16 protein-coding genes and 1 pseudogene are annotated in these 20,253 nt (G+C 70.7%); 6 read left to right on the plus strand and 11 right to left on the minus strand.

Going from position 1 to position 20,253, the window contains the following annotated elements; translation table 11 throughout:
• Positions 1 to 273 precede the first annotated feature (273 nt).
• Positions 274 to 1,695 carry an MFS transporter gene (locus ACLL9L_RS12400; RefSeq protein ID WP_411284981.1) on the plus strand — a complete coding sequence of 474 codons (1,422 nt, stop codon included), beginning with the start codon at positions 274 to 276 and terminating at the stop codon, positions 1,693 to 1,695.
• Between the two features lie 208 nt (positions 1,696 to 1,903).
• Here the strand turns inward: ACLL9L_RS12400 and ACLL9L_RS12405 are convergent, their stop codons facing one another.
• Positions 1,904 to 2,359 (minus strand): VOC family protein, encoded by a 456-nt coding sequence (locus ACLL9L_RS12405; RefSeq protein WP_411284966.1) that lies wholly within the window; start codon positions 2,357 to 2,359, stop codon positions 1,904 to 1,906.
• A gap of 68 nt (positions 2,360 to 2,427) precedes the next feature.
• On the opposite strand from ACLL9L_RS12405, the gene ACLL9L_RS12410 reads away from it, so the two are divergent.
• The gene (locus tag ACLL9L_RS12410) at positions 2,428 to 3,300 is read left to right on the plus strand and encodes a DUF6597 domain-containing transcriptional factor (RefSeq protein WP_411284967.1); all 873 of its coding nucleotides are present in this window, start codon (positions 2,428 to 2,430) and stop codon (positions 3,298 to 3,300) included.
• Here the strand turns inward: ACLL9L_RS12410 and ACLL9L_RS12415 are convergent.
• Complete coding sequence (locus tag ACLL9L_RS12415; protein ID WP_411284968.1) at positions 3,248 to 4,030, minus strand: low temperature requirement protein A; 783 nt, start codon at positions 4,028 to 4,030, stop codon at positions 3,248 to 3,250. The genes ACLL9L_RS12410 and ACLL9L_RS12415 overlap by 53 nt on opposite strands.
• Positions 4,031 to 4,046: 16 nt before the next feature.
• Positions 4,047 to 4,434 (minus strand): annotated as a pseudogene (locus ACLL9L_RS12420) (low temperature requirement protein A); the annotation flags it as partial.
• Between the two features lie 159 nt (positions 4,435 to 4,593).
• Between ACLL9L_RS12420 and ACLL9L_RS12425 the strand changes: the two are divergent.
• Together ACLL9L_RS12425 and ACLL9L_RS12430 are read left to right on the plus strand one after the other, a co-directional pair.
• A complete protein-coding gene (locus tag ACLL9L_RS12425) occupies positions 4,594 to 5,607 on the plus strand; it encodes an ATP-binding cassette domain-containing protein (protein WP_411284982.1) in 1,014 nt (337 codons plus the stop codon).
• The gene (locus tag ACLL9L_RS12430; protein ID WP_411284969.1) at positions 5,604 to 6,458 is read left to right on the plus strand and encodes an ABC transporter permease; all 855 of its coding nucleotides are present in this window, start codon (positions 5,604 to 5,606) and stop codon (positions 6,456 to 6,458) included. Before ACLL9L_RS12425 ends, ACLL9L_RS12430 begins: the two co-directional genes overlap by 4 nt.
• Positions 6,459 to 6,474: 16 nt before the next feature.
• On the opposite strand, the gene ACLL9L_RS12435 is transcribed toward ACLL9L_RS12430, so the two are convergent.
• The 7 genes from ACLL9L_RS12435 to ACLL9L_RS12465 form a co-directional block, all read right to left on the minus strand.
• Positions 6,475 to 6,909 (minus strand): GNAT family N-acetyltransferase, encoded by a 435-nt coding sequence (locus ACLL9L_RS12435; RefSeq protein ID WP_411284970.1) that lies wholly within the window; start codon positions 6,907 to 6,909, stop codon positions 6,475 to 6,477.
• A gap of 36 nt (positions 6,910 to 6,945) precedes the next feature.
• Positions 6,946 to 9,009, minus strand: coding sequence for an ABC transporter ATP-binding protein (locus ACLL9L_RS12440; protein ID WP_411284971.1), 2,064 nt, complete (start codon positions 9,007 to 9,009; stop codon positions 6,946 to 6,948).
• Entirely contained in the window at positions 9,006 to 10,742 is a 1,737-nt protein-coding gene (locus ACLL9L_RS12445) for an ABC transporter ATP-binding protein (protein WP_411284972.1), read from the minus strand. Before ACLL9L_RS12445 ends, ACLL9L_RS12440 begins: the two co-directional genes overlap by 4 nt.
• The gene (locus ACLL9L_RS12450) at positions 10,742 to 11,470 is read right to left on the minus strand and encodes a TetR/AcrR family transcriptional regulator (protein WP_411284973.1); all 729 of its coding nucleotides are present in this window, start codon (positions 11,468 to 11,470) and stop codon (positions 10,742 to 10,744) included. Before ACLL9L_RS12450 ends, ACLL9L_RS12445 begins: the two co-directional genes overlap by 1 nt.
• 515 nt (positions 11,471 to 11,985) lie before the next feature.
• A complete protein-coding gene (locus tag ACLL9L_RS12455; protein WP_411284974.1) occupies positions 11,986 to 13,488 on the minus strand; it encodes a methyltransferase in 1,503 nt (500 codons plus the stop codon).
• A 182-nt stretch (positions 13,489 to 13,670) separates the two neighbouring features.
• Complete coding sequence (locus ACLL9L_RS12460; protein ID WP_411284975.1) at positions 13,671 to 16,121, minus strand: sodium-translocating pyrophosphatase; 2,451 nt, start codon at positions 16,119 to 16,121, stop codon at positions 13,671 to 13,673.
• 175 nt (positions 16,122 to 16,296) lie between these two features.
• Positions 16,297 to 16,638: an STAS domain-containing protein gene (locus ACLL9L_RS12465; RefSeq protein WP_411284976.1), complete on the minus strand. Its 342-nt coding sequence runs from the start codon at positions 16,636 to 16,638 to the stop codon at positions 16,297 to 16,299.
• A 101-nt stretch (positions 16,639 to 16,739) separates the two neighbouring features.
• Here ACLL9L_RS12465 and ACLL9L_RS12470 point away from each other — a divergent pair, with 101 nt between their 5' ends.
• Both ACLL9L_RS12470 and ACLL9L_RS12475 read left to right on the plus strand, forming a co-directional pair.
• Positions 16,740 to 19,184, plus strand: coding sequence for a DEAD/DEAH box helicase (locus ACLL9L_RS12470; RefSeq protein WP_411284977.1), 2,445 nt, complete (start codon positions 16,740 to 16,742; stop codon positions 19,182 to 19,184).
• Positions 19,185 to 19,236: 52 nt separating this feature from the next.
• Entirely contained in the window at positions 19,237 to 19,668 is a 432-nt protein-coding gene (locus ACLL9L_RS12475; protein WP_411284978.1) for a hypothetical protein, read from the plus strand.
• Positions 19,669 to 19,685: 17 nt separating this feature from the next.
• On the opposite strand, the gene ACLL9L_RS12480 is transcribed toward ACLL9L_RS12475, so the two are convergent.
• Positions 19,686 to 20,111 (minus strand): Rv3654c family TadE-like protein, encoded by a 426-nt coding sequence (locus ACLL9L_RS12480; RefSeq protein WP_411284979.1) that lies wholly within the window; start codon positions 20,109 to 20,111, stop codon positions 19,686 to 19,688.
• Positions 20,112 to 20,253 lie beyond the last annotated feature (142 nt).

Here is a 20,253-nt window from a genome sequence, read left to right on the forward strand (position 1 = left end):
CCGGGGGATTCACTGTGGGTGAGTTATTTACCTGCGATTCCCACCCAACGTAACTTAGTCACTCCTTGCCGTAGGGTCAACGACTGAGCGCCACCAGTTGCTCGAAGTCCTCGCGGGCGAGATCACCGTCACGGGCACGCACGACCGGGAATGATCTGCCCTCCGCACACCTTGAACTCGTCTGTGGTCCGCATCGGCGTACCCGGGAGGAGCGTCGTGGCGGACACGGGTGTGGGACTGCGGTCCGAGCGGGGACCGATCCTCCTCGCGCTGATGGTCTCGACGGGGCTCATCGCGATCGACGCGACCATCCTCGCGACCGCGGTGCCGTCCATCGTCAAGGACCTCGGCGGTTTCGCGCTCTTCCCCTGGCTCTTCTCGGTCTACCTGCTCGCGCAGGCGGTCTCGGTGCCGGTCTACGCCAAGCTCGCCGACACCCTGGGGCGCAAACCCCTCATCCTGCTCGGCGTCGGCCTCTTCCTGCTCGGCTCGGTCCTCTGCGGGTTCGCCTGGAGCATGCCGGCCCTGATCGTCTTCCGCGCCGTGCAGGGACTCGGCGCGGGCGCCGTCCAGCCGATGGCGATCACCATCGCCGGTGACATCTACACGGTCGCGGAACGAGCGCGGACCCAGGGCTACCTCGCCAGCGTGTGGGCCGTCTCGTCCGTGGTCGGGCCAACCCTCGGCGGCCTCTTCTCGCAGCTGAATCTCTGGCGCTGGATCTTCTTCGTCAACGTGCCGCTCTGCCTTCTAGCCGGCTTCCTCCTGGTCCGCAACTTCCACGAGCAGGTCGAGCGTCGTCCCCATCGGATCGACTACGCGGGGGCGATCCTCCTCACCATCTCGATGACGCTGATCATCCTCGGCGTGCTCGAGGGTGGGCAGGCGTGGGCATGGGGATCTCCCACGAGCATCGCCATCTTCGCGACCGGCGCCGCGCTCCTCGTCGGCTTCGTCCTTGCCGAGAAGCGCGCCGCCGAGCCCGTGCTCCCGTTGTGGGTGCTCAGTCGCCGCCTGCTGCTCACCACCAGCCTTCTCGCCCTCGGCGTCGGCGCGATCCTCATCGGACTCACCTCCTACGTCCCCACCTACCTCGAGAGCGCCATCGGGTCCCCGCCGCTCGTCGCCGGTCTGGCGTTGGCCGCGCTCACCCTGGGGTGGCCGCTGGCCGCGACGTTCTCGGGACGGATCTACCTGCGGCGGGGATTCCGCCCGACCATCCTCATCGGCATGGTGTTCGTCGTCGGCGGCGCGGCCGCCCTCGCGTTCTTCGCCCACACCCCCATGCTGGCCGTCGTGGCCGCGAGCTGCTTCGTCATCGGCCTCGGCATGGGCCTCGTCGCCACCCCGGGCCTGATCTCCGCGCAGGCCAGTGTCGACTGGGACGAGCGGGGCGTCGTGACCGGCACGAACATGTTTGCCCGCTCCATCGGCAGCGCGGTCGGGATCGCCATCTTCGGCGCCGTGGCGAACGGCATCATCGGCGCCTCGAGCGGCGGGGAGTCCGACCCCACGGTCATCACCTCGGCCGGGTCAGCCGTGTTCCTGGCCGTCCTGGCCGCCGCGGTGCTCACGGTCCTGGCCGCGCTCTTCATGCCCAGGGCCCGCGCCGACGACGCCCCGTCGGGCGCCGACTCGATTGACCGGTCTGCCGCAGACGGGCGAGATCGCCAGCTCGCGCTCGACGCCGGCTGAGTTCTGGACAAGGGCCTGCGGGAGCCTCCACGCGCCGCTCCCCCCTCCCCTCTCCTCCCCCCTTCCCCCCTCTTCCCACTTGTTGCGGGGAGAACCGCTTCTGGGGACCCGGGGACCGCAATCTCGCGGCGCCAACCGCAACATGTGGGGCCGGGGACAGAGGCGGGGACGGGGCGGGACGGGACGGGGACGGGGACGGATCGGGGAGTCAGGAGCTCTGGGAGGCCAGCCAGGTGTCGACGCGACGCTTCGCCTCGGCAGGGTCGACGTCCTCGACGCGCGTCATCAGCGTCCACCGGTGGCCCCACGGGTCGAGCACCGCGCCGTAGCGGTCCCCCGTCATGAACGTCTCCGGGTCGCCGTACCCCTTCGCGCCCGCCGCCACCGCTGCGGCATACGTCGCGTCGACGTCGGCGCAGTAGTGCACGTACGAGTGGTTGACCCTGTCGCTGCCGTCCGGCGGGACGAGGTCGTGCTCGGGCGCCGGGTCGCTCAGCTGGATGCGACCGTTGCCGAAGTCGAGCTCGGCGTGGGCCACGGTGCCGTCCGGGCCGTCGTTGCGCCCGACGACGGCGGCACCGAAGACCCGCTCGTAGAACTGGATCGCCGCGGCGCCGCCGGCGACGCAGAGGTAGGGCGTGATCGCGGTGTATCCGGCCGGCACCGGGGTCACCGAGGGGCCGGGTCTGTCAGGTTCTGTGTCATGTCCCCCACTCTCCCTACGCTGGCCCCATGTCGTCTTGGACAAACGCGACGCTCGCGGCACCCGCGGCGCGGCTCCCGAGGACGAGCACGCGCGCGGGGATCCTGCGCCCGGACGAGCTCCCGCAGTACGCCACCCTCGGCCACTACCCCCCGGACCCGCTGCTCGATCGGTGGGTCGACTGGTGCTGGTCCGTGCGGTGGGACCTCCCGGCGGGGACGCACTACGTCTCAGAGGTGATCTCCCACCCGGCGATCCACCTCAGCATCGAGTCGGGCCCCGCCCCTCGCCACGGTTTCGGTATGCCGGCTGCCCTCCTCCACGGCGTCATCACCACCCGCTTCCGGGTCGAGCTCTCCGGGGCCGGGCGCGCCTTCGCGGTGAAGTTCCGACCGGGCGGCTTCGGGGCGTTCACCGGCTTGGACGTCGCCGGCTCGCTCGACCGGGCCGTCGACCTGCGCACCTACTTCGGCGACGACGCAGACCGGTTGCGGGACAGCGTGATTCGCGCCGACGACGACCTCGACCGACAGGCCCTCGTCGATGCCTTCCTCATCGCGCGGCGCCCCGGCCCTGACGCCCGCTATGACCAGCTCCTCGACATCGTCGGCGACATGCTCGGCGACCGCACGCTGACCCGTGTCGAGGACGTCACCGGGCGACACGGCATACCGGCGCGGTCGCTGCAGCGGCTGTTCCACCGCTACGTCGGGGTCGGCCCCAAGTGGATGCTCCAGCGCTACCGCCTCCACGACGCCGTCACCCTCATCGACACCGGCGAGGTGACCGACCTGGCCGCGCTCGCCGTGAGCCTGGGCTGGTATGACCAGGCCCACTTCACGAGGGAGTTCACCGCGCTGGTCGGGATGCCGCCGGCGAGGTATGCCGTGCGCGCTCGATGAGCAGGATGGCGACCGATCCGGCGAGCAGGGCGACGAGCTCGACGAACCCGGAGACCTGCGCGCCGATGACGGTGGCGGCCACGAGGGCGAGTCCGCCGACCAGTCGCAGCCCGACGTCGCGCCGTCCGACCGCGACCCGGAAGCCGGCAAGGCCGACCCAGAACGCGGCGACACCGCCCGCGAGCTGGGCAGCCGAGGTGGTCTCGAGGCGCGCCGCCGGTTTCTCCAGGGCGTGGTGCAGCCCGGACGCGGCGAACACGACACCGAGCAGCACCACGGCGAGCGCATCACCGAAGGGCCAGGGGGCGACGCTCTGCTGCCGCTCGGGGGGCGCGGCCGTCAGTGCCTCCTGCGCCTCGTCCTGGTGGGAGCCGAAGTAGGCCCAGTGGAGCGAGGCGGCCAGCGCGAGGCTGACCGCCGCGAAGCCGATCTGCGCCACACCGATCGCCGAGACGCCGCTGCTCGCCCCCACCCCGATCGCCCGGACCGACTCCCCGAGGACGATGATGAGCATCGACCCGTGCCGCTCGACGAAGTGCCCCGGAGCGAGGTGGAAGGCGGGACCGCCGTCGAGACGTCGCAACGGAGTCCGGGCAGCGACCTGGGGGGCCACCGTCTCGGTGAGGACAGCCAGGATCCACAGCACCAGCAGCACGGTGCCCCCGACGAGGGCGCCGACGAGGATGAGCACGGCGGCCATGACGTTCCAGACGAGCGGCTGCAGCACCATGCCGGGGGGTGACCCGCGCAGACTTTGTGAGGTAGGTCGCCGTGTGCACTGCGACGACGACGCAGTAGCCGACGGCGAAGACGACCCGATCTGTCGTGAACGCGTGCGGGACGGCGAGCGCCATGACGACGTTGCCCGTCATGCCGAGCAGGAGGAGCACCCGACGGACCGTGGTGACCGGAGGGGCGGCGTTGGTCAGCCACGCATCGCCGCCGTACATCCACCACATCGGCACCAGGAGCAGGACGGCCCGCCCCACCCCCGCCGTGGTCCTGACCGAGCGTGGCCGTCAGCTGGGTGATGGTGAAGACGAAGACGAGATCGAAGAACAGCTCGAGCGTGGTGACAGCCCCCGCGACGGACTCCTCGCGCGCACCCACCCGGCGCAGCGGCAGTCTGGCCATGGCCCTACCTCAGGCGATCGCCCGTTGCGGGCCCTCCGCCTCGCCACCTATCGTGACGTGCGGAAGCCTAAGATCGCCCGACTGGTAAGGGAGGAAGCGTTGGTCGAGGAATCGAGGACGACTCGGCTCGGGTCGCTCCAGGCCGGCGTCGAGAGCGGAGTGGCGCGTGTCCGGACCGGCCCTGTCACGGGGAGCCGCGACGACGCGGTCGTCGCGGAAGGGTTGGTCAAGCGCTACAAAGACGTCACGGCGGTCGACGGGGTGTCCTTGACCGTCCCGGCCGGCAGGGTGCTCGGGGTCCTCGGACCCAACGGTGCGGGCAAGACGACGACCGTCCGCATCCTGACCACCCTGATCCGACCGGACGCCGGACACGCCTCGGTCGCCGGCAAGGACGTGATCAAGGACCCGGGCGCCGTCCGACGGCTGATCGGTGTCTCGGGCCAGTACGCCGCAGTCGACGAATACCTCACGGGTTACGAGAATCTCGAGATGGTCGGCCGTCTCTACCACCTGCCCAGAGCCGACGCCCGGTCTCGGGCGCGAGAGCTGCTCGCCCAGTTCCGACTCGAGGACGCGGCCGACCGACCGGCCAAGGGCTACTCGGGCGGCATGCGCAGACGCCTCGACCTCGCCGGGGCGCTCGTCGCCCGCCCGCCGGTGATCTTCCTCGACGAGCCGACGACAGGTCTCGATCCTCACGGGCGCGGCGAGATGTGGGACGTGATCGCCGACCTGGTGCGGGAGGGGACCTCCCTGCTGCTGACGACGCAGTACCTCGAGGAAGCCGATCGACTGGCCGACGAGATCATCGTCATTGACCACGGGAAGGTCATCGCCCGCGGCACGGCCGACCAGCTCAAGGAGCAGGTCGGCGGGGAACGGTTGGAGATCATCGTGACCGACCCTGCACATCTGCGTCCCGTCGCAGACCTGCTGGGCCAGATCGGCTCGGGGGCGCCCGATCGGGACGAGCCGTCCCGTCGGGTGACCGTGCCGGTCACCGGCGGCACGCAATCGTTGCTCGAGGCGGTGCGCAGGCTCGACGACGCGGCCATCATCGTGGAGGACATCGGGATCCGGCGGCCGACCTTGGATGATGCCTTCCTCTCCCTGACCGGGCGCAAGGCCGCGGACGACTCGGGTGCAGCCGCCGCGGAGGAGACGAAGTGAACGTCGGCTACTTCGTGAGCGACGCGTTCACCGTCGCCCGCCGCAACCTCATCAAGATCAAGCGCGTGCCGGACCTGCTCGTGTTCACGACGTTGCAGCCGATCATGTTCGTACTGCTCTTCGGCTTCGTGTTCGGCAGCGCCATCGGTGGCATCGCCGGTGGCGACGGGGGCGACGGATCCAGCTACCGCGAGTTCATGATGGCCGGCATCTTCGCGCAGACCATCGTCTTCGGCGCGACCCTGACGGGCTACGGCATGGCCGAGGACATGCAGAAGGGCATCATCGACCGGTTCCGCACCCTCCCGATGCACCCGAGCTCGGTGCTCTTCGGACGGACCATCTCCGACGTCGCCAACAACGTCATCGTCCTCGTCGTCATGTCAGCGACCGGGCTCGCCATTGGGTGGCGCATCCACGGAGGCGTCCTCGATGCGGTGCTGGCCTACGCCCTCATGCTCCTGTTCGCCTACGCCGTCTCGTGGGTAATGGCCTTCGTCGGCCTCGTCGTGCGTGCTCCGGAGATCGTCAACAACGCGTCATTCATCGTCGTCTTCCCGATGACGTTCATTGCCAACACCTTTGTCCCTGCAGAGAACCTGCCCGCGACCCTCCGGACGGTCGCCGGGTGGAACCCCGTCTCGACGATCACCCACGCCGCCCGGGACAACTTCGGCAACCTCGGGGCGCTCAAGGACCCGACCCTGACGGCCGAGCAGATGCGCTCCAGGATCGAGTACACGTGGGCACTGGAGCACGCCGAGCTCTATACCCTGATCTGGGTCGTCGTCCTGCTCATGGTCTTCATCCCGCTCGCGACGCGCCAGTATCGCCGCGCGGTGGCCCGCTGAGCGGCGAGCGCGCCGATCAGACGGAGAGGGTGTAGACGATGAAGCCGCTGTTCACGGCGATCTGGTCATAGAGCCGCCGGGCCGGTTCGTTGGACTCCGCCGTCTGCCAGTAGACCCGTGAACACTCATGGTCCCCGGCCCACCGCGCCACCGCAGCGATCAAGGTGCGACCCACCCCTTCGCCGCGCACATCGGCCGCCGTGAACAGGTCCTCCAGATAGCACACGTCAGGGCCGGTCGTGCTCGGGTGGACGAGGAAGTGGGCGATGCCGACCAGGTGCCCGTCGAGTCGGGCCCCGAGCGCGTGCATCTCGGTGTCCGCGGCGAACGCCCCCCAGGCCCGCGCTGCCACATCCGGATCGAGGCGTTGCCCGTAGAACTCGCTGTACCCGCGGAACAGCTCATCCCAGACGGGCCGGTCGCTCGGCTGGAGCCGGTCCACACTGATCATGACACTCCTCTGTCAGGCGTCTGACGAGCGTAGCCCTCAGTCGCGCCTGGCCATGGGCGCGCCGGCCATGACCGGACCAGCAGGAGCCGGGGCACCGGGAGCCGGTGCTCCGTCGAGGTCGTCGGACGCGCCGCTGAACTGGGCCGCATAGAGTCGGGCGTAGGCGCCGTCCGCCTCGAGGAGCTCGGCGTGCGAGCCCTTCTCGACGATGCGGCCGTCCTCCATGACGAGGATGACGTCGGCGTCCCGGATGGTGGAGAGCCGGTGGGCGATGACGAAGCTCGTCCGGTCGCTGCGCAACGCCGCCATCGCGTGCTGGACCAGCAGCTCGGTGCGCGTGTCGACCGAGCTCGTCGCCTCGTCGAGGATGAGCAGCTCGGGCCGCGCGAGGAAGGCCCGGGCGATGGTGATGAGCTGCTTCTCCCCGGCGCTGACGTTGCCCGCCTCGGCGTCGAGCACCGTGTCGTAGCCATCCGGCAGCGAGTGGACGAAGCGGTCGACGTAGGTGGCCCGGGCCGCCTCCATGACCTCCTCATCGCTCGCGTCCGGCCGCGAGTAGGCGATGTTGTCGCGGATCGTGCCGGCAAAGAGCCAGGTGTCCTGGAGCACCATGCCGATCCGGGATCGCAGGTCGTGCCGTGTCATGTCGGTGATATCCACCCCGTCGAGGGTGATCCGGCCCGAGTCCAGCTCGTAGAAGCGCATGATGAGGTTGACGAGCGTCGTCTTGCCGGCGCCGGTCGGCCCGACGATGGCGACCGTCTGGCCAGGCTCGACGACGAGGTCGAGTCCGTCGATGAGCGGCTTCTGCGGGGTGTAGGAGAACGCGACCTTCTCGAACGCGACGCGGCCGTGCGTGTCGTGGATACGTTGCGGCGCAGCGGAGTCCGGTTGCTGTTCCGGCGCGTCGAGGACGGCGAAGACCCGCTCGGCCGACGCGACACCCGACTGCAGGAGGTTGGCCATCGATGCCACCTGGGTCAGCGGCTGGGTGAACTGGCGGGAGTACTGGATGAAGGCCTGCACGTCACCGAGGGTCATCGACCCGCTCGCGACCCGCAGCCCGCCGAGGACGGCGATGACGACGTAGTTGAGGTTCCCGATGAACATCATCGCCGGCATGATGATGCCGCTGATGAACTGCGCCCCGAAGGCAGCCTGGTAGAGGTCGTCGTTCTTGACCTCGAAGGCCTGCTGCGACTCCTTCTGACGGCCGAAGACCTTGACGAGGCCGTGCCCGGTGAAGGTCTCCTCGATGATGCCGTTGAGCTCGCCGGTGTGCTTCCACTGCTGGACGAAGAGTTTCTGCGAGCGCTTGGCGATCGCCGCCGTGAGGGCGATCGAGATGGGGATCGTCACCAGGGCGATGAGCGCGAGCATCCACGAGATGCTGAACATCATCGCGACCATGGCAACGACGGTGAGCACCGAGGTGAGCAGCTGGCTGAGGGTCTGCTGGAGGCTCGTCTGGACGTTGTCGACGTCGTTCGTCACCCGGCTGAGCAGCTCACCACGTGGCTGACCGTCGAAGTAGGGCAACGGCAACCGGTTGAGCTTGGCCTCGACGTCCTCGCGGAGGGAGAAGACGGTGCGCTGGACCACCGATGCGAGCAACCAGCCGGAGAGCCACTGCAGGATCGCCGCGAGGACGTAGAGGCCCATGACGAAGAGGAGCACCTGCCCCAGAGCGGTGAAGTCGATGCCCACACCAGGGACGACATTCATCCCGGACAGCAGGTCGGCCAGCTGGCCCTGACCACTGGCGCGCAGGCCCTCGATGACCGCTGCCTTGGTCGCACCCGCGGGCAGCCTGGACCCGAAGTAGCCCTCGAAGATGAGGTTGGTCGCGTGACCGAGGATCTTCGGCCCGACGGCGCTGAGGACCACGCTGACCACCGACAGCACGATGACGACCAGGACCAGCCCCCGCTCGGGTCGGAGCCGGCGGATCAGGCGCTTGGCGGACGGGCCGAAGTTCTGGGACTTCTCCCCGGGCAGACCCATCTGCATGTGACCGCCGCCGCGACGTGCGGCACCACCCGGCCCGCGCCTGGCCTCGGCCGCCTTCTCCTCCGCGCTCTTGACGCCTTCCTCGCTCATGCCGCGGCCCCCTCTGCCGATCGCTGGGACTGCACGATCTCCTGGTAGGTCTCACAGGTCTGCAGCAGCTCGTCGTGCCGCCCCTGGCCGACGACCCGTCCGTCGTCGAGGACGACGATGTGGTCGGCGTCGATGATCGTCGACACCCGCTGGGCGACAATGATGACGGTCGCGTCCCGGGTCACGGGTCGCAGGGCCGCCCGCAGTCGGGCGTCCGTCGTGAGGTCGAGCGCCGAGAAGGAGTCGTCGAAGAGGAAGACCTGCGGTTGGCGCACCAGCGCGCGCGCGATGGCCAACCGTTGTCGTTGTCCCCCCGACACATTCGTCCCGCCCTGCGCGATCGGGGACTCGAGCCCGTCCGGCATCCTCGCAACGAAGTCCCTTGCCTGAGCGATCTCCAGGGCCTCCCAGAGCTGCCCGTCGGTGGCCTGGGGGTTGCCGTAGCGCAGGTTGCTGGCGACCGTGCCGGTGAAGAGGTAGGGCCGCTGGGGGACGAGACCGATCCGCGACCACAGGATGTCCAGGTCGACCTCCCGCACGTCGACGCCGCCCACCATGAGGGAGCCTCCGGTGACGTCGAAGAGGCGCGGGACGAGGTTGACCAGCGTGGTCTTGCCCGAGCCGGTGCTCCCGATGACCGCCGTGGTGTGGCCGGGCTCGGCCGTGAAGGAGACCCGGTCGAGGACCGGGTGGTCGGCGCCGGGGTAGTGGAAGTCGATGCGGTCGAACACCACCCGGGACGTGGAGGAGAGCGATGTGACGGGGTTGGCCGGTTCGGCGACGGAGGACACCGTGTCGAGGACCTCCCCGATCCGCTCTGCTGACACCGATGCCCGCGGGATCATCATCGACATGAAGGTGGCCATCATCACCGCGATGAGGATCTGCACGAGGTAGGCCATGAACGCGGTGAGCGACCCGATCTGCATGTCGCCGCTGTTGACCCGCCCCGCACCGAACCACAGCACGCCGACGGTGGACGCGTTGAGGATGACCATGACGATGGGGAAGATCAGCGCCTGGAGGCGGCCGACCGCGAGCGCCGTGCCGGTGAGCGTCGTGTTCGCGCCGGCGAACCGGGCTTCCTCGAAGTCCTCCCGGACAAAGGCGCGCACGACCCGGATCCCGGTGATCTGCTCGCGCATGATCCGGTTGACGTTGTCGATGGACGTCTGCATGATCCGGAACTGCGGGATCATCCGGCGGATCACGAGGCCGACGGCCAGTGCCAGCAGGGGGACGGCGACGGCAACGAGCCAGGACAGGCCGACGTCCTGCTTCAGGGCCATGACGATGCCCCCCACCATGCTGATCGGCGCCGAGACCATGAGAGCCAGGGCCATGAAGACGACCATCTGGATCTGGGTGACGTCGTTGGTGTTGCGCGAGATGAGGGTCGGGGCGCCGAACCTCGAGACCTCCTGAGCGGAGAAGTCCCCGACGCGGTGGAAGACCGCCCCGCGCAGGTCACGCCCGAGGGCCATCGAGATCCGCGCGCCGAAGTAGACGGCAGTGACGGTCGCGACGATCTGGACGAGGCTGATGGCGAGCATCCACCCACCCGTGCGGAAGATGTAGCCGGTGTCCCCGCGGGCCACGCCCTGGTCGATGATGTCGGCGTTGAGGCTCGGCAGGTAGAGCGAGGCGATCGTCCCCACGAGCTGCAGGACGAGGATGAGCGTCAGCTGGCCGCGGTAGGGGGCCAGGTGGGTGCGAACGATCCGCAGCAACATCAGGGTGCCTTCCTCGAGCGGGGGCCGTGGGTGGGTCTGGAGCTGCGTATGCCGCCTGCCCGGCCTCGGGCTGCCGGCTGCGCGATGACGCCGCTGAGGACGATGTCGACGATGGTCTCGGGGGTGAGCAGGTTGCCGTCGGTGATCCCCCGGTGGCTGCCGGAGAACGTCAGCAGGCGCAGGTAGCGCGCCAGCTCGAGCGGGGTGCAGCGCAACAGGTGGGCGTCCGGCTCGATGAGGGCGGCGACCTGGCTCGAGGCATGACCGCGGTCCAGCTCACGGGGGCCCGGCCCATGGCAGGGCGCCGGCCCGACGGCGCCGTCCGACGGGACGTGTCCTCCCTCGGGCGTGCAGGCGTGGTGGCCGGCTGCCGCTCCCGCGGGAGGCGCGGACAGGCGCAGGCCCACCATGAGGTCGAAGGCGTCAGAGAAGCGGCGCTGCAGCACACCGACCACCTCGACGAGCCGGTCCCGCAACGGCTGGGCGATCTCGATCTCCGCCAGCTGGCGCAGCAGCGGAGCGGGGCAGAACGTCGAGGCGATCACCTGCTCGATCAGCTCCTCCTTGGTCTCGAAGGCCCGAAAGATCGTGCCCTCGGCAACGCCCGCCGCCTCGGCGATGTCCTTGGTGCTCGGGACCTCGCCACGCTCGCGGATGAGGGAGCGGGCGGCGTCGACGAGGGCGGCACGTCGCTGGGTGGGCGGGAGGGCCTTCGCACGGGGTGGCACCGATCCACTATAAGTGAGTGAGTGCTCACTCACAAGACCGGGGAAGACGTTGCCGACACGGCTCCAGCCTCCGGCGTGACCCGGGGTCAGGGTCAAGCGCCTTCTCTATGGACGCGGGCCGGTGGCCGATCGACGTCTCGCTCCCGTATGCCAGCGGGGAGGCCTGCTGACGCCTCCCGGACGGGTGGCCGGCGCCGTGATGGTCCAGATGGTCTTCGTCCGGCTGGGCGCGCTCGACCCCGAGGAGGCCCCGGGTGAGCGACTCCGTGTCGGGGAGTGGGTCGTCCAGGGCCGCAGACAGGTGCTCGTCAGCCAGGTCGTGACGTCCGCGCCGTGGTCGTCGCTCACCCTGTCCCCGCTTCCCCGTGCCGTTGGCCGCTCCACGGTACTGCGGGCCGCAGCTCCCGTGATCACGTCCGTGGCGTCCGGCAGGTCGGTCGCCAGAATCGCCGACGTGCCGGACGCGGCAGGTGGGCTCAGCCGGGGGACGCGGCAGGAGGACGCAGTCGGGGGGATCAGTCGCGGACGAGCAGCCCATCGGCGACGAGGTCGCGCAGGCTGGGCAGCGCAGACGCCATCACCTCAGCTGGATCGAGCTCCAGCAGGGCCGCGATGGCCACGAGTGCCTGTCGTGCCGTGAGGCCCCCGTCGCAGACGCTGACCAGGGCGGCGGTGACGGTGTCGGCCTGGAAGCAGCGACGCAAACCACCCCCCTGCCGGATCAGGATGACGCCCGGGTCCTCAGCGCCCGGGCGGGAGTGCCGCTCTTCGGTGACGTCGGCGGCGCAGCGCCAGGCCGTGTCCAGCAGCCCGTCCCGCCCCGCCTCGGCGAGCCACGTCCGTGCCGCCAGACCGGCCTCGACCGAGGCTCCCATCGCCGGGGCCACGGGGCCGCGCACCTCGACGAGGTCCATCCACGGGGCACGGGCGGTGCGTGGCCGTTGCAGGGTGATCACTCCGAAGCCGATCTGCGCGACGTCGCGTGCGGCAAAGTCTGCCAGCCATGCCGCGTACAGCTGCTCGAAGCCCTCGACCCCGGCCCGGCTGCCGCCGTCGCGGGACCAGAGCTCGGCGTACTCGGCGGGGTCCTGGACCTCACGCTGGATCACCCATGCGTCGAGACCGGTGCCCTCCAGCCAGTCGTGCCACCGGCCCCGCCACGACGCCCCCGCGAGGATCTCCCAGTTGCCGAGGAACTGCGCGACCCCGCCCGGTTCGAGGTGGTCCCCGACGGTGCGCACGAGGCGCTCGACGACGCCGTCGCCGACGAGCCCACCATCGCGGTAGTCGAACAGCGGCACGCCCCCGACCCTCGGCGTGATGACAAAGGGTGGGTTGCTGACGACGAGCGCAAACCGTTCTCCGGCAACGGGTCCGAGCAGGTCGCCGTGGCGCAGGTCGAGGTCTGTGCCGGCCAGGGCCGCGTTGAACCGGGCGTAGTCCAGCGCCCGCTGCGACAGGTCCGTCGCGACAAGGCTCCGGCAGTGACCAGCGAGGTGGAGGGCCTGGACGCCGCACCCGGTGCCGAGGTCGAGCGCCCGGTCGACGTCGGACCGGATCGTCCACGCAGCCAACGTCATCGACGCAGCACCGATGCCGAGGACGTGGCCCTCCAGGAGCGGCCTCCCGGTCTCGATCTCGGACAGGTCGGAGGCCACCCACCACTCGTGGGTCTCGTCCACGTGGGGCCGCAGGTCGCACGCGGCCGCCACGTCGTCGCCGTGCGCCACCACGAGGCCCAACCGTCGCGCGCCCTTCGCGCCGAGCGTCGGCAGCACCCCGTCGAGCTCGCGGGCGGTCAGCGGCAGGCCGAGGGTGAAGAGCCGGATGAGGTGGGCGAGCGGGTCGGTGCGCCCCCTGGTGACCAGCTCGGCGGGCAGCCCCTGCTCCCGCCGCAGGGCAGCGACGGCGACTGGACCGAGGGCCTGCGCGACACCGTCGACCGTGAAACCGGCTGCCCCGAGGTCGGCTCGCAGTGCCGCGACGAGGTCGACCTGGACGACGGGGGTGGCGCTCACCGCGACAGGGTATGCCGTGCGCCCGGAACGACCGGCCCGCCCGGCCCGTCGTGCGGGACACGCAGGAGGGGCCGCCCGATGGGCGACCCCTTCCGTGGTGCCTCCACGCGGCAGCGCGTGAGTGCCTTAGTGCCTCAGTGCGTGAGTGCCTCGGTGCCTCAGTGTGTGAGTGCCTCGGTGCTTCAGTGCCTCAGCGAGGTTCCGGACGAGTCGGACCCGGGCGCCCTGGTGCTCCCCGAGAGCTCCTCGCGCCCTTCCGCGGGCGACGAGTCCTCGACCGGCGGGGTCGCCGGCAGATGGCCCACGGGGGGCTCCTCGTCCTCGTCCCCGCCGATGGCGATGTCGCGTGACTTCGAGACCGCGACGGCGGCCACGATGATGATGAGCGCGACCGCGGCGATGCCGTATCGGATCATCGGGCTGGTGCCCGTCGTGAACGTCAGGGTGATGATCGCCGGGGCGATGAGCACCGAGACGAGGTTCATCACCTTGATGAGCGGGTTGATGGCCGGGCCGGCGGTGTCCTTGAAGGGGTCACCGACCGTGTCGCCGATGACCGTGGCCGCGTGCGCCTCGGTGCCCTTGCCGCCGTGGTGGCCGTCCTCGACGATCTTCTTGGCGTTGTCCCAGGACCCGCCGGCGTTGGCGAGGAAGACGGCCATCAGGCAGCCGGTGCTGATCGCCCCGGCGAGGAAGCCGGCGAGGGCGCCGATGCCCAGGCCGAACCCGACGACGACCGGGGTCAGAGCGGCCAGCAGGCCGGGTGTCGCCAGCTCCCGCAGCGAGTCCTTGGTGCAGATGTCGACGACCCGGGCGTAGTCCGGCTTCTCCGTGTAGTCCATGATGCCCGGGTGCTCCCGGAACTGGCGGCGCACCTCGAAGACGATGGCGCCGGCGGCTCGGGTCACCGCGTTGATCGCGAGTCCGGAGAAGAGGAACACGACGGCCGCACCGAGGAGCGCGCCCACGAGGACGTTGGGCGTGACGATGTCGGTGACGATCGTCGACTGGTCGAAGACCGAGGGGTTCTCGGTGACCTTGCCGCCGTCGAGCAGCGCCCGGACCGAGGTCTTCCAGGCGTCGGTGAACGCCCCGAAGAGCGCCGTCGCCGCCAGGACCGCGGTGGCGATCGCGATGCCCTTGGTGATCGCCTTCGTCGTGTTGCCGACGGCGTCGAGGTCGGTGAGGATCTTGGCGCCCTCGCCGTCGACGTCACCGGACATCTCGGCAATGCCCTGGGCGTTGTCGGAGACCGGGCCGAACGTGTCCATGGCGACGATGACGCCGACCGTGGTGAGCAGGCCGGTGCCGGCGACGGCGACGAAGAAGAGCGCCAGGGCGATCGAGCCACCGCCGAGGAGGAAGGCGCCGTAGACCGCCGCGCCGATGATGACCGCGGTGTAGACCGCGGACTCCAGGCCGACACCGATCCCGGACAGGACGACGGTGGCAGCGCCGGTGAGCGAGGTGCGGGCCACGTCCTTGGTCGGACGCTTGTCGGTGCCGGTGAAGTGGCCGGTGAGCCAGAGGATGACCCCGGCAAGGACGATGCCGATGATGACCGCGACCGAGGCCCGGATCCGGAGGCCTTCGATGGCCGGCGAGGTGATCTGCTGGGTGGCGGCGTCAACGACCGCCGGCACCGTGGGGTTGAGGTAGAGGAAGACCGCCGCGACGCTGAGCGCCGCGGAGATGGCGGCGGAGACGTAGAAGCCGTTGTTGATCGCCGTGAGGGCGTTCTGCCCGGGCTTCACCTTGGTGATGAAGACGCCGATGATCGCGGTGACCGCGCCGATGGCGGGGATGAGCAGCGGGAAGACCAGGCCCTGGGCGCCCAGCGCGACCGAGCCGAGGATGAGCGCAGCCACGAGCATCACGGCATACGACTCGAAGAGGTCCGCGGCCATGCCGGCGCAGTCGCCGACGTTGTCTCCCACGTTGTCCGCGATCGTCGCGGCGTTCCGCGGGTCGTCCTCGGGGATGCCCGCCTCGACCTTGCCGACGAGGTCGGCGCCGACGTCGGCGGCCTTGGTGAAGATCCCGCCACCGACGCGCATGAACATCGCGAGGAGGGCCGCGCCGAAGCCGAAGCCCTCGAGGACCTTGGGCGCCTCGCCCTTGTAGAGCAGGACGACGACCGAGGCGCCGAGCAGGCCGAGGCCGACGGTGGCCATGCCGACCGTGCCGCCGGTGCGGAAGGCGATCTTCATGCCGAGGTCGCGGTCACCCATGCGGGCGGCCGAGGCGACCCGGACGTTGGCCTTGACCGCGAGCGACATCCCGAAATAGCCGATGGCGGCCGAGAAGACGGCGCCGACGATGAAGAAGAGGGACCGGCCGATCCGGACACCGCCGGTGTCGGCCGGCAGGAGGAACAGCAGGCCGAAGACGAGGACGACGAAGATGCCGAGCGTCTTGAACTGGCGCGCGAGGTAGGCCTGGGCGCCCTCCTCGACCGCGGCGCCGATGGTCTGCATGTTCTCGGTGCCGGGGTCGGCGACGAGGACCTGCCTCCGGAAGACGACGCCCATGGCGAGGGCGATGAGCGCGATCGCGAGGACCGCGTAGACCAGCACGAGGTTGGTGCCGTCCAGGGCCAGCGTGGGTGACGCGGCCGGGGCGAGATTCGGCATGGTGCACTTCCTCCTTGAGGTACTCAGCCACCCGGACGGCGTGCGATGGCGCCTGAGAACCGGGGGACGTCGCGGGTCACGTTACCGGCCGGTGGCGTCGAGGCCCATCAAAGCAGAAGGTGAGCGAGGACACGTCATCGAGGACGGGCGAGCGCCTCGAGGGCGCCCCGGCGGGTCAGGCGGAGGCGGCGAGAGCCTCGTCGACGGTGGGGAAGATCTCGAAGACCTTGTCGAGGCCGGTGATCGTGAACACCTTCAAGACCCGGTCGTAGTCGCAGACGAGGCGCATTGCGCCCTCATGGACCCGGATCAGCTTGAGGCGCCCCACGAGGACGCCGAGGCCGGTGGAGTCCATGAAGGTGACCTCGCTGAGGTCCACGACGAGGTCGTGCTCGCCTCGCTCGATCTCCTCGTCGAGCCGTTCCCGCAGCGCCGGGGCGGTGTAGACGTCGATCTCGCCGCCGACGTGGACCACGGTGTGGTGGTCCCGTTGGGACGTAGAAATGTCGAGATCCACGGTGCCTACCTGTTCGGGGACTTGCTGAAGCACGGCCCTGCCACTGTGCTCTGCTCGACAAAACCCTACATGCGTCGGCACCCCGGCATACCGTAAACACGATGTCCCTACCCTCCAGTGCCCCGCTCGGGCGTCCGGCAACGTCGGCCCGCACTCCGGAGAGCCTGCTGCGCGGGCTGGCGCGGGGGCGGGATTCCCGGGGGGCCCGGGCCGAGCGCCTCACCCACATCCACCGGGTGCCGGCCCGCGAGGCCTCGCCTGCCCCGTTCCCCGACTGGGTGACCCCGACCCTCTATGGGGCGCTGACCCAGTCCGGCGTGGGTGAGCTCTGGAGCCACCAGCGGGAGGCGGCCGACGCCGCCCACGCGGGCGAGCACGTCGTCCTCTCGACCGGGACGGCCTCCGGCAAGTCCCTCGGCTATCTCCTGCCGGTTGCGTCGGACCTCGTCGACGGCGCGATGGCGCCCACGGGACGCGCGGCGACGGCGCTCTACCTCTCCCCCACCAAGGCGCTGGCCCACGACCAGCTCACCCGGCTCGAGGCGCTGGCCCTGCCGGGGCTGCGGCCCGCGACCTACGACGGGGACACCCCGACGCAGGAACGCCGCTGGATCCGGGACCACGCCAACTACGTCCTGACCAACCCCGACCTGGTCCATCACTCGCTCCTGCCGGCCCACGAGCGCTGGGCCCCCTTCCTGCGGGCCCTGCGCTACGTCGTCATCGACGAGTGCCACGTCTATCGCGGCGTGTTCGGCACCCACCTCGCGCTGCTGCTGCGCCGGTTGCGCCGGGTCGCGGCCCGCTACCGCTCCTACCCCACCTTCGTCCTTGCGTCGGCGACCGTCGCGGACCCCGGCGCCCACGCCACACGCCTCGTCGGTATGCCGGTGCGCCCGGTCACGCAGGACGGCTCGCCCCGCGCGGCGATGACCTTCGGACTGTGGGAGCCCGGGATGATCGCCGGGAATGGCGCGGACGGCTCGCCTCCCCGTCGGCGCAGCGCCGTGGCCGAGACGGCGGACCTGCTCGCGGACCTCGTTGCCCAAGGCGTCCAGACCGTGGCGTTCGCTCGCTCCCGCACCGGGGTCGAGGTCGTGGCTGCCGCAGCCCGCACCCACCTGCGCGAGGTGGACCCGACCCTGGAGGGCGCGGTCGCGGCATACCGTGGGGGCTATCTGCCCGAGGACCGGCGCGAGCTCGAGCAGGCGTTGCGCAGCGGCGAGCTGATGGGGCTGGCGGCGACGAACGCCCTCGAGCTCGGCATCGACGTCCACGGGCTGGATGCGGTGCTGCTGGCCGGCTGGCCGGGCACGCTGGCCTCGCTCTGGCAGCAGGCTGGTCGTGCCGGACGAGCCGGCGAGGAGTCGCTCGCGGTCCTGGTGGCCGCTGACGACCCGCTGGACACTTACCTCGTGCACCATCCCGAGGCGATCTTCGACGCCCCGGTCGAGGCGGCCGTCCTCGACCCGGAGAACCCGCACGTGCTCGGGCCCCACCTCGCCGCCGCCGCCGCGGAGCTGCACATCACGCAGGAGGACGAGGCCTACTTCGGGCCGCAGATGGTTCCGCTGCTCGACGCCCTGGTCGCCCGGGGCATCCTGCGCTGGCGCCCGCGCGGCTGGTTCTGGGCGCGGGCGGACCGGGCGAGCGACCATGTCTCCTTGCGTGGGTCGGGGGAGACGGTCCGGATCGTCGAGCAGCGGACCGGGCGGGTGCTCGGCACCGTCGACGACTCCCGCGCCCATGCGGCGGTTCACACCGGGGCGGTCCACGTGCACCGGGGTGACGCCTACGTCGTGACCGAGCTCGACCTCGAGGACGCCTCGGCGCTCGTCGTGGCCGGTGACCCGGGCTGGTCCACCCAGGCCCGCTCGGTGAGCGCCTTCAACATCGTCCGCGTCGAGCGCTCGCAGGAATGGGGCCGGCTGAGCTGTTGCTTCGGGGCGGTCCAGGTGCACACCCAGGTGACCTCGTTCCTGCGGCGACTGCCGACCGGGGAGGTGCTCGGCGAGCACCTCCTCGACCTGCCGCTGCGCACCCTGTCCACCAAGGCGGTGTGGTGGACCATCCCCCCGGAGGTCCTCGAGACCGCGGGGATCGGCGAGCCCGACATCCCCGGCGCAGCGCACGCCGCCGAGCACGCCGCGATCGGCATGCTCCCCCTCGTCGCGACCTCGGACCGGTGGGACATCGGCGGGGTCTCGACGGCGCTGCACCCCGACACCGGTCTGCCGACGATCCTCATCTATGACGGGCACCCGGGCGGTGCGGGATTCGCGGAGCGGGGGTACGAGGCGGTCCGCACCTGGCTGACCGGCACCCGTGACGCGATCCGGGCCTGCCGGTGCGCGACCGGGTGCCCCTCCTGCGTCCAGTCCCCGAAGTGTGGCAACGGGAACGAGCCACTGGACAAGGCCGCCGCCGTGGTCCTGCTCGACGTGACCCTCGCCGCAGCCGGACCCGGGTGCGCCCCCGGATCTGGAGCGGGAGGGGGGGTCAGTCGGCCCGTCACGGCGGCTGCACCCCGCCGCAGGGGGCAGTAAGGTCAGGTGGCGCGGTCGCGCACCCGCGATCGGGCTCACCTGGAGGTGCACCATGCTCGCGATCGGCCTCATTCTCATCCTTCTCGCGGTGGGTGGGGGCGCCTACCTCAGCTGGCTGGCGCTTCAGACCGCCACCTCGGTCACGTTGTCCGGCGGCGGCATCTCGTTCGGTCTGCTGCCCATCACCCTCTTTGCCTCCGGCGCCATCGCCGTGATCCTGCTGGGGATCGGCACCCGTCTCGCCGCCTCTGGTCTCCGCCGCAAGCGGGCCCAGCGCCGCGAGCTCAAGGAGCTGCGCCAGGCGGGAGGCTCCACCACGACCACGACCACGACCGCGCCCACGCCCACGGCGTCGGGCCGCCCGGGCCCGACCGGGCCCGACCGGGCGGAGCGGGTCGCGTCCGAGGGCGACGTGGGACTCGAGCGCCGGGCCGACACCGAGCGCAAGGCGGACAACGACCGCAAAGCCGACCCGCGGGCCTGAACGCGCAGGCGGCACGCTCATCCGCCCACCGCGATGTGCGACGGTCCGGAGACCGATGGATCGGGGCCGGCGCGAGCCCGGGCTGTCGCAGTGCCCACACCCACGACCCCGGCCCGGACGCTCACCACGAGCTCGATGCTTTGATCAGACCCCGCCCGGCACGACAGGGGGGTCGCACCGTTGGCGCGGGTGATGGCATCGGCCCGGCTGCAGGCAGCGACGGCTCCGTCGCCGCTCACCAGGGCCACCGCGCCCGAGAGGGCCGCGAGATCGGCTGCTGCATGAGCTCGGTGGGAGGCGACCACGGCGCTGACCAGGGCGAGGCCACCGATGCCGACGGTGAGGAGGACGCCCAGTGCGGCGACGACCATGACCGTCGCCGATCCGCGTTCCCTCGTCTCGGGCTGCCACCCCCGCAGCCGCTGCCCGCCCGGGTGCCTCATTGCTGCTGCTCTGGTTGGGCCAGCGAGGTGGCGCCCACGACGAACCCGGGGCCGAGACCCCACACCTGACGGCGGACGGACACCTCGACCCTGACCTGTGGGCCACCCGCGGACACGGTGACGACGGCGCCGCTGGGGCCTG

It is taken from the genome of Lapillicoccus sp. (genome assembly GCF_046595215.1).
Classification (GTDB): Bacteria; Actinomycetota; Actinomycetes; order Actinomycetales; family Dermatophilaceae; genus Lapillicoccus.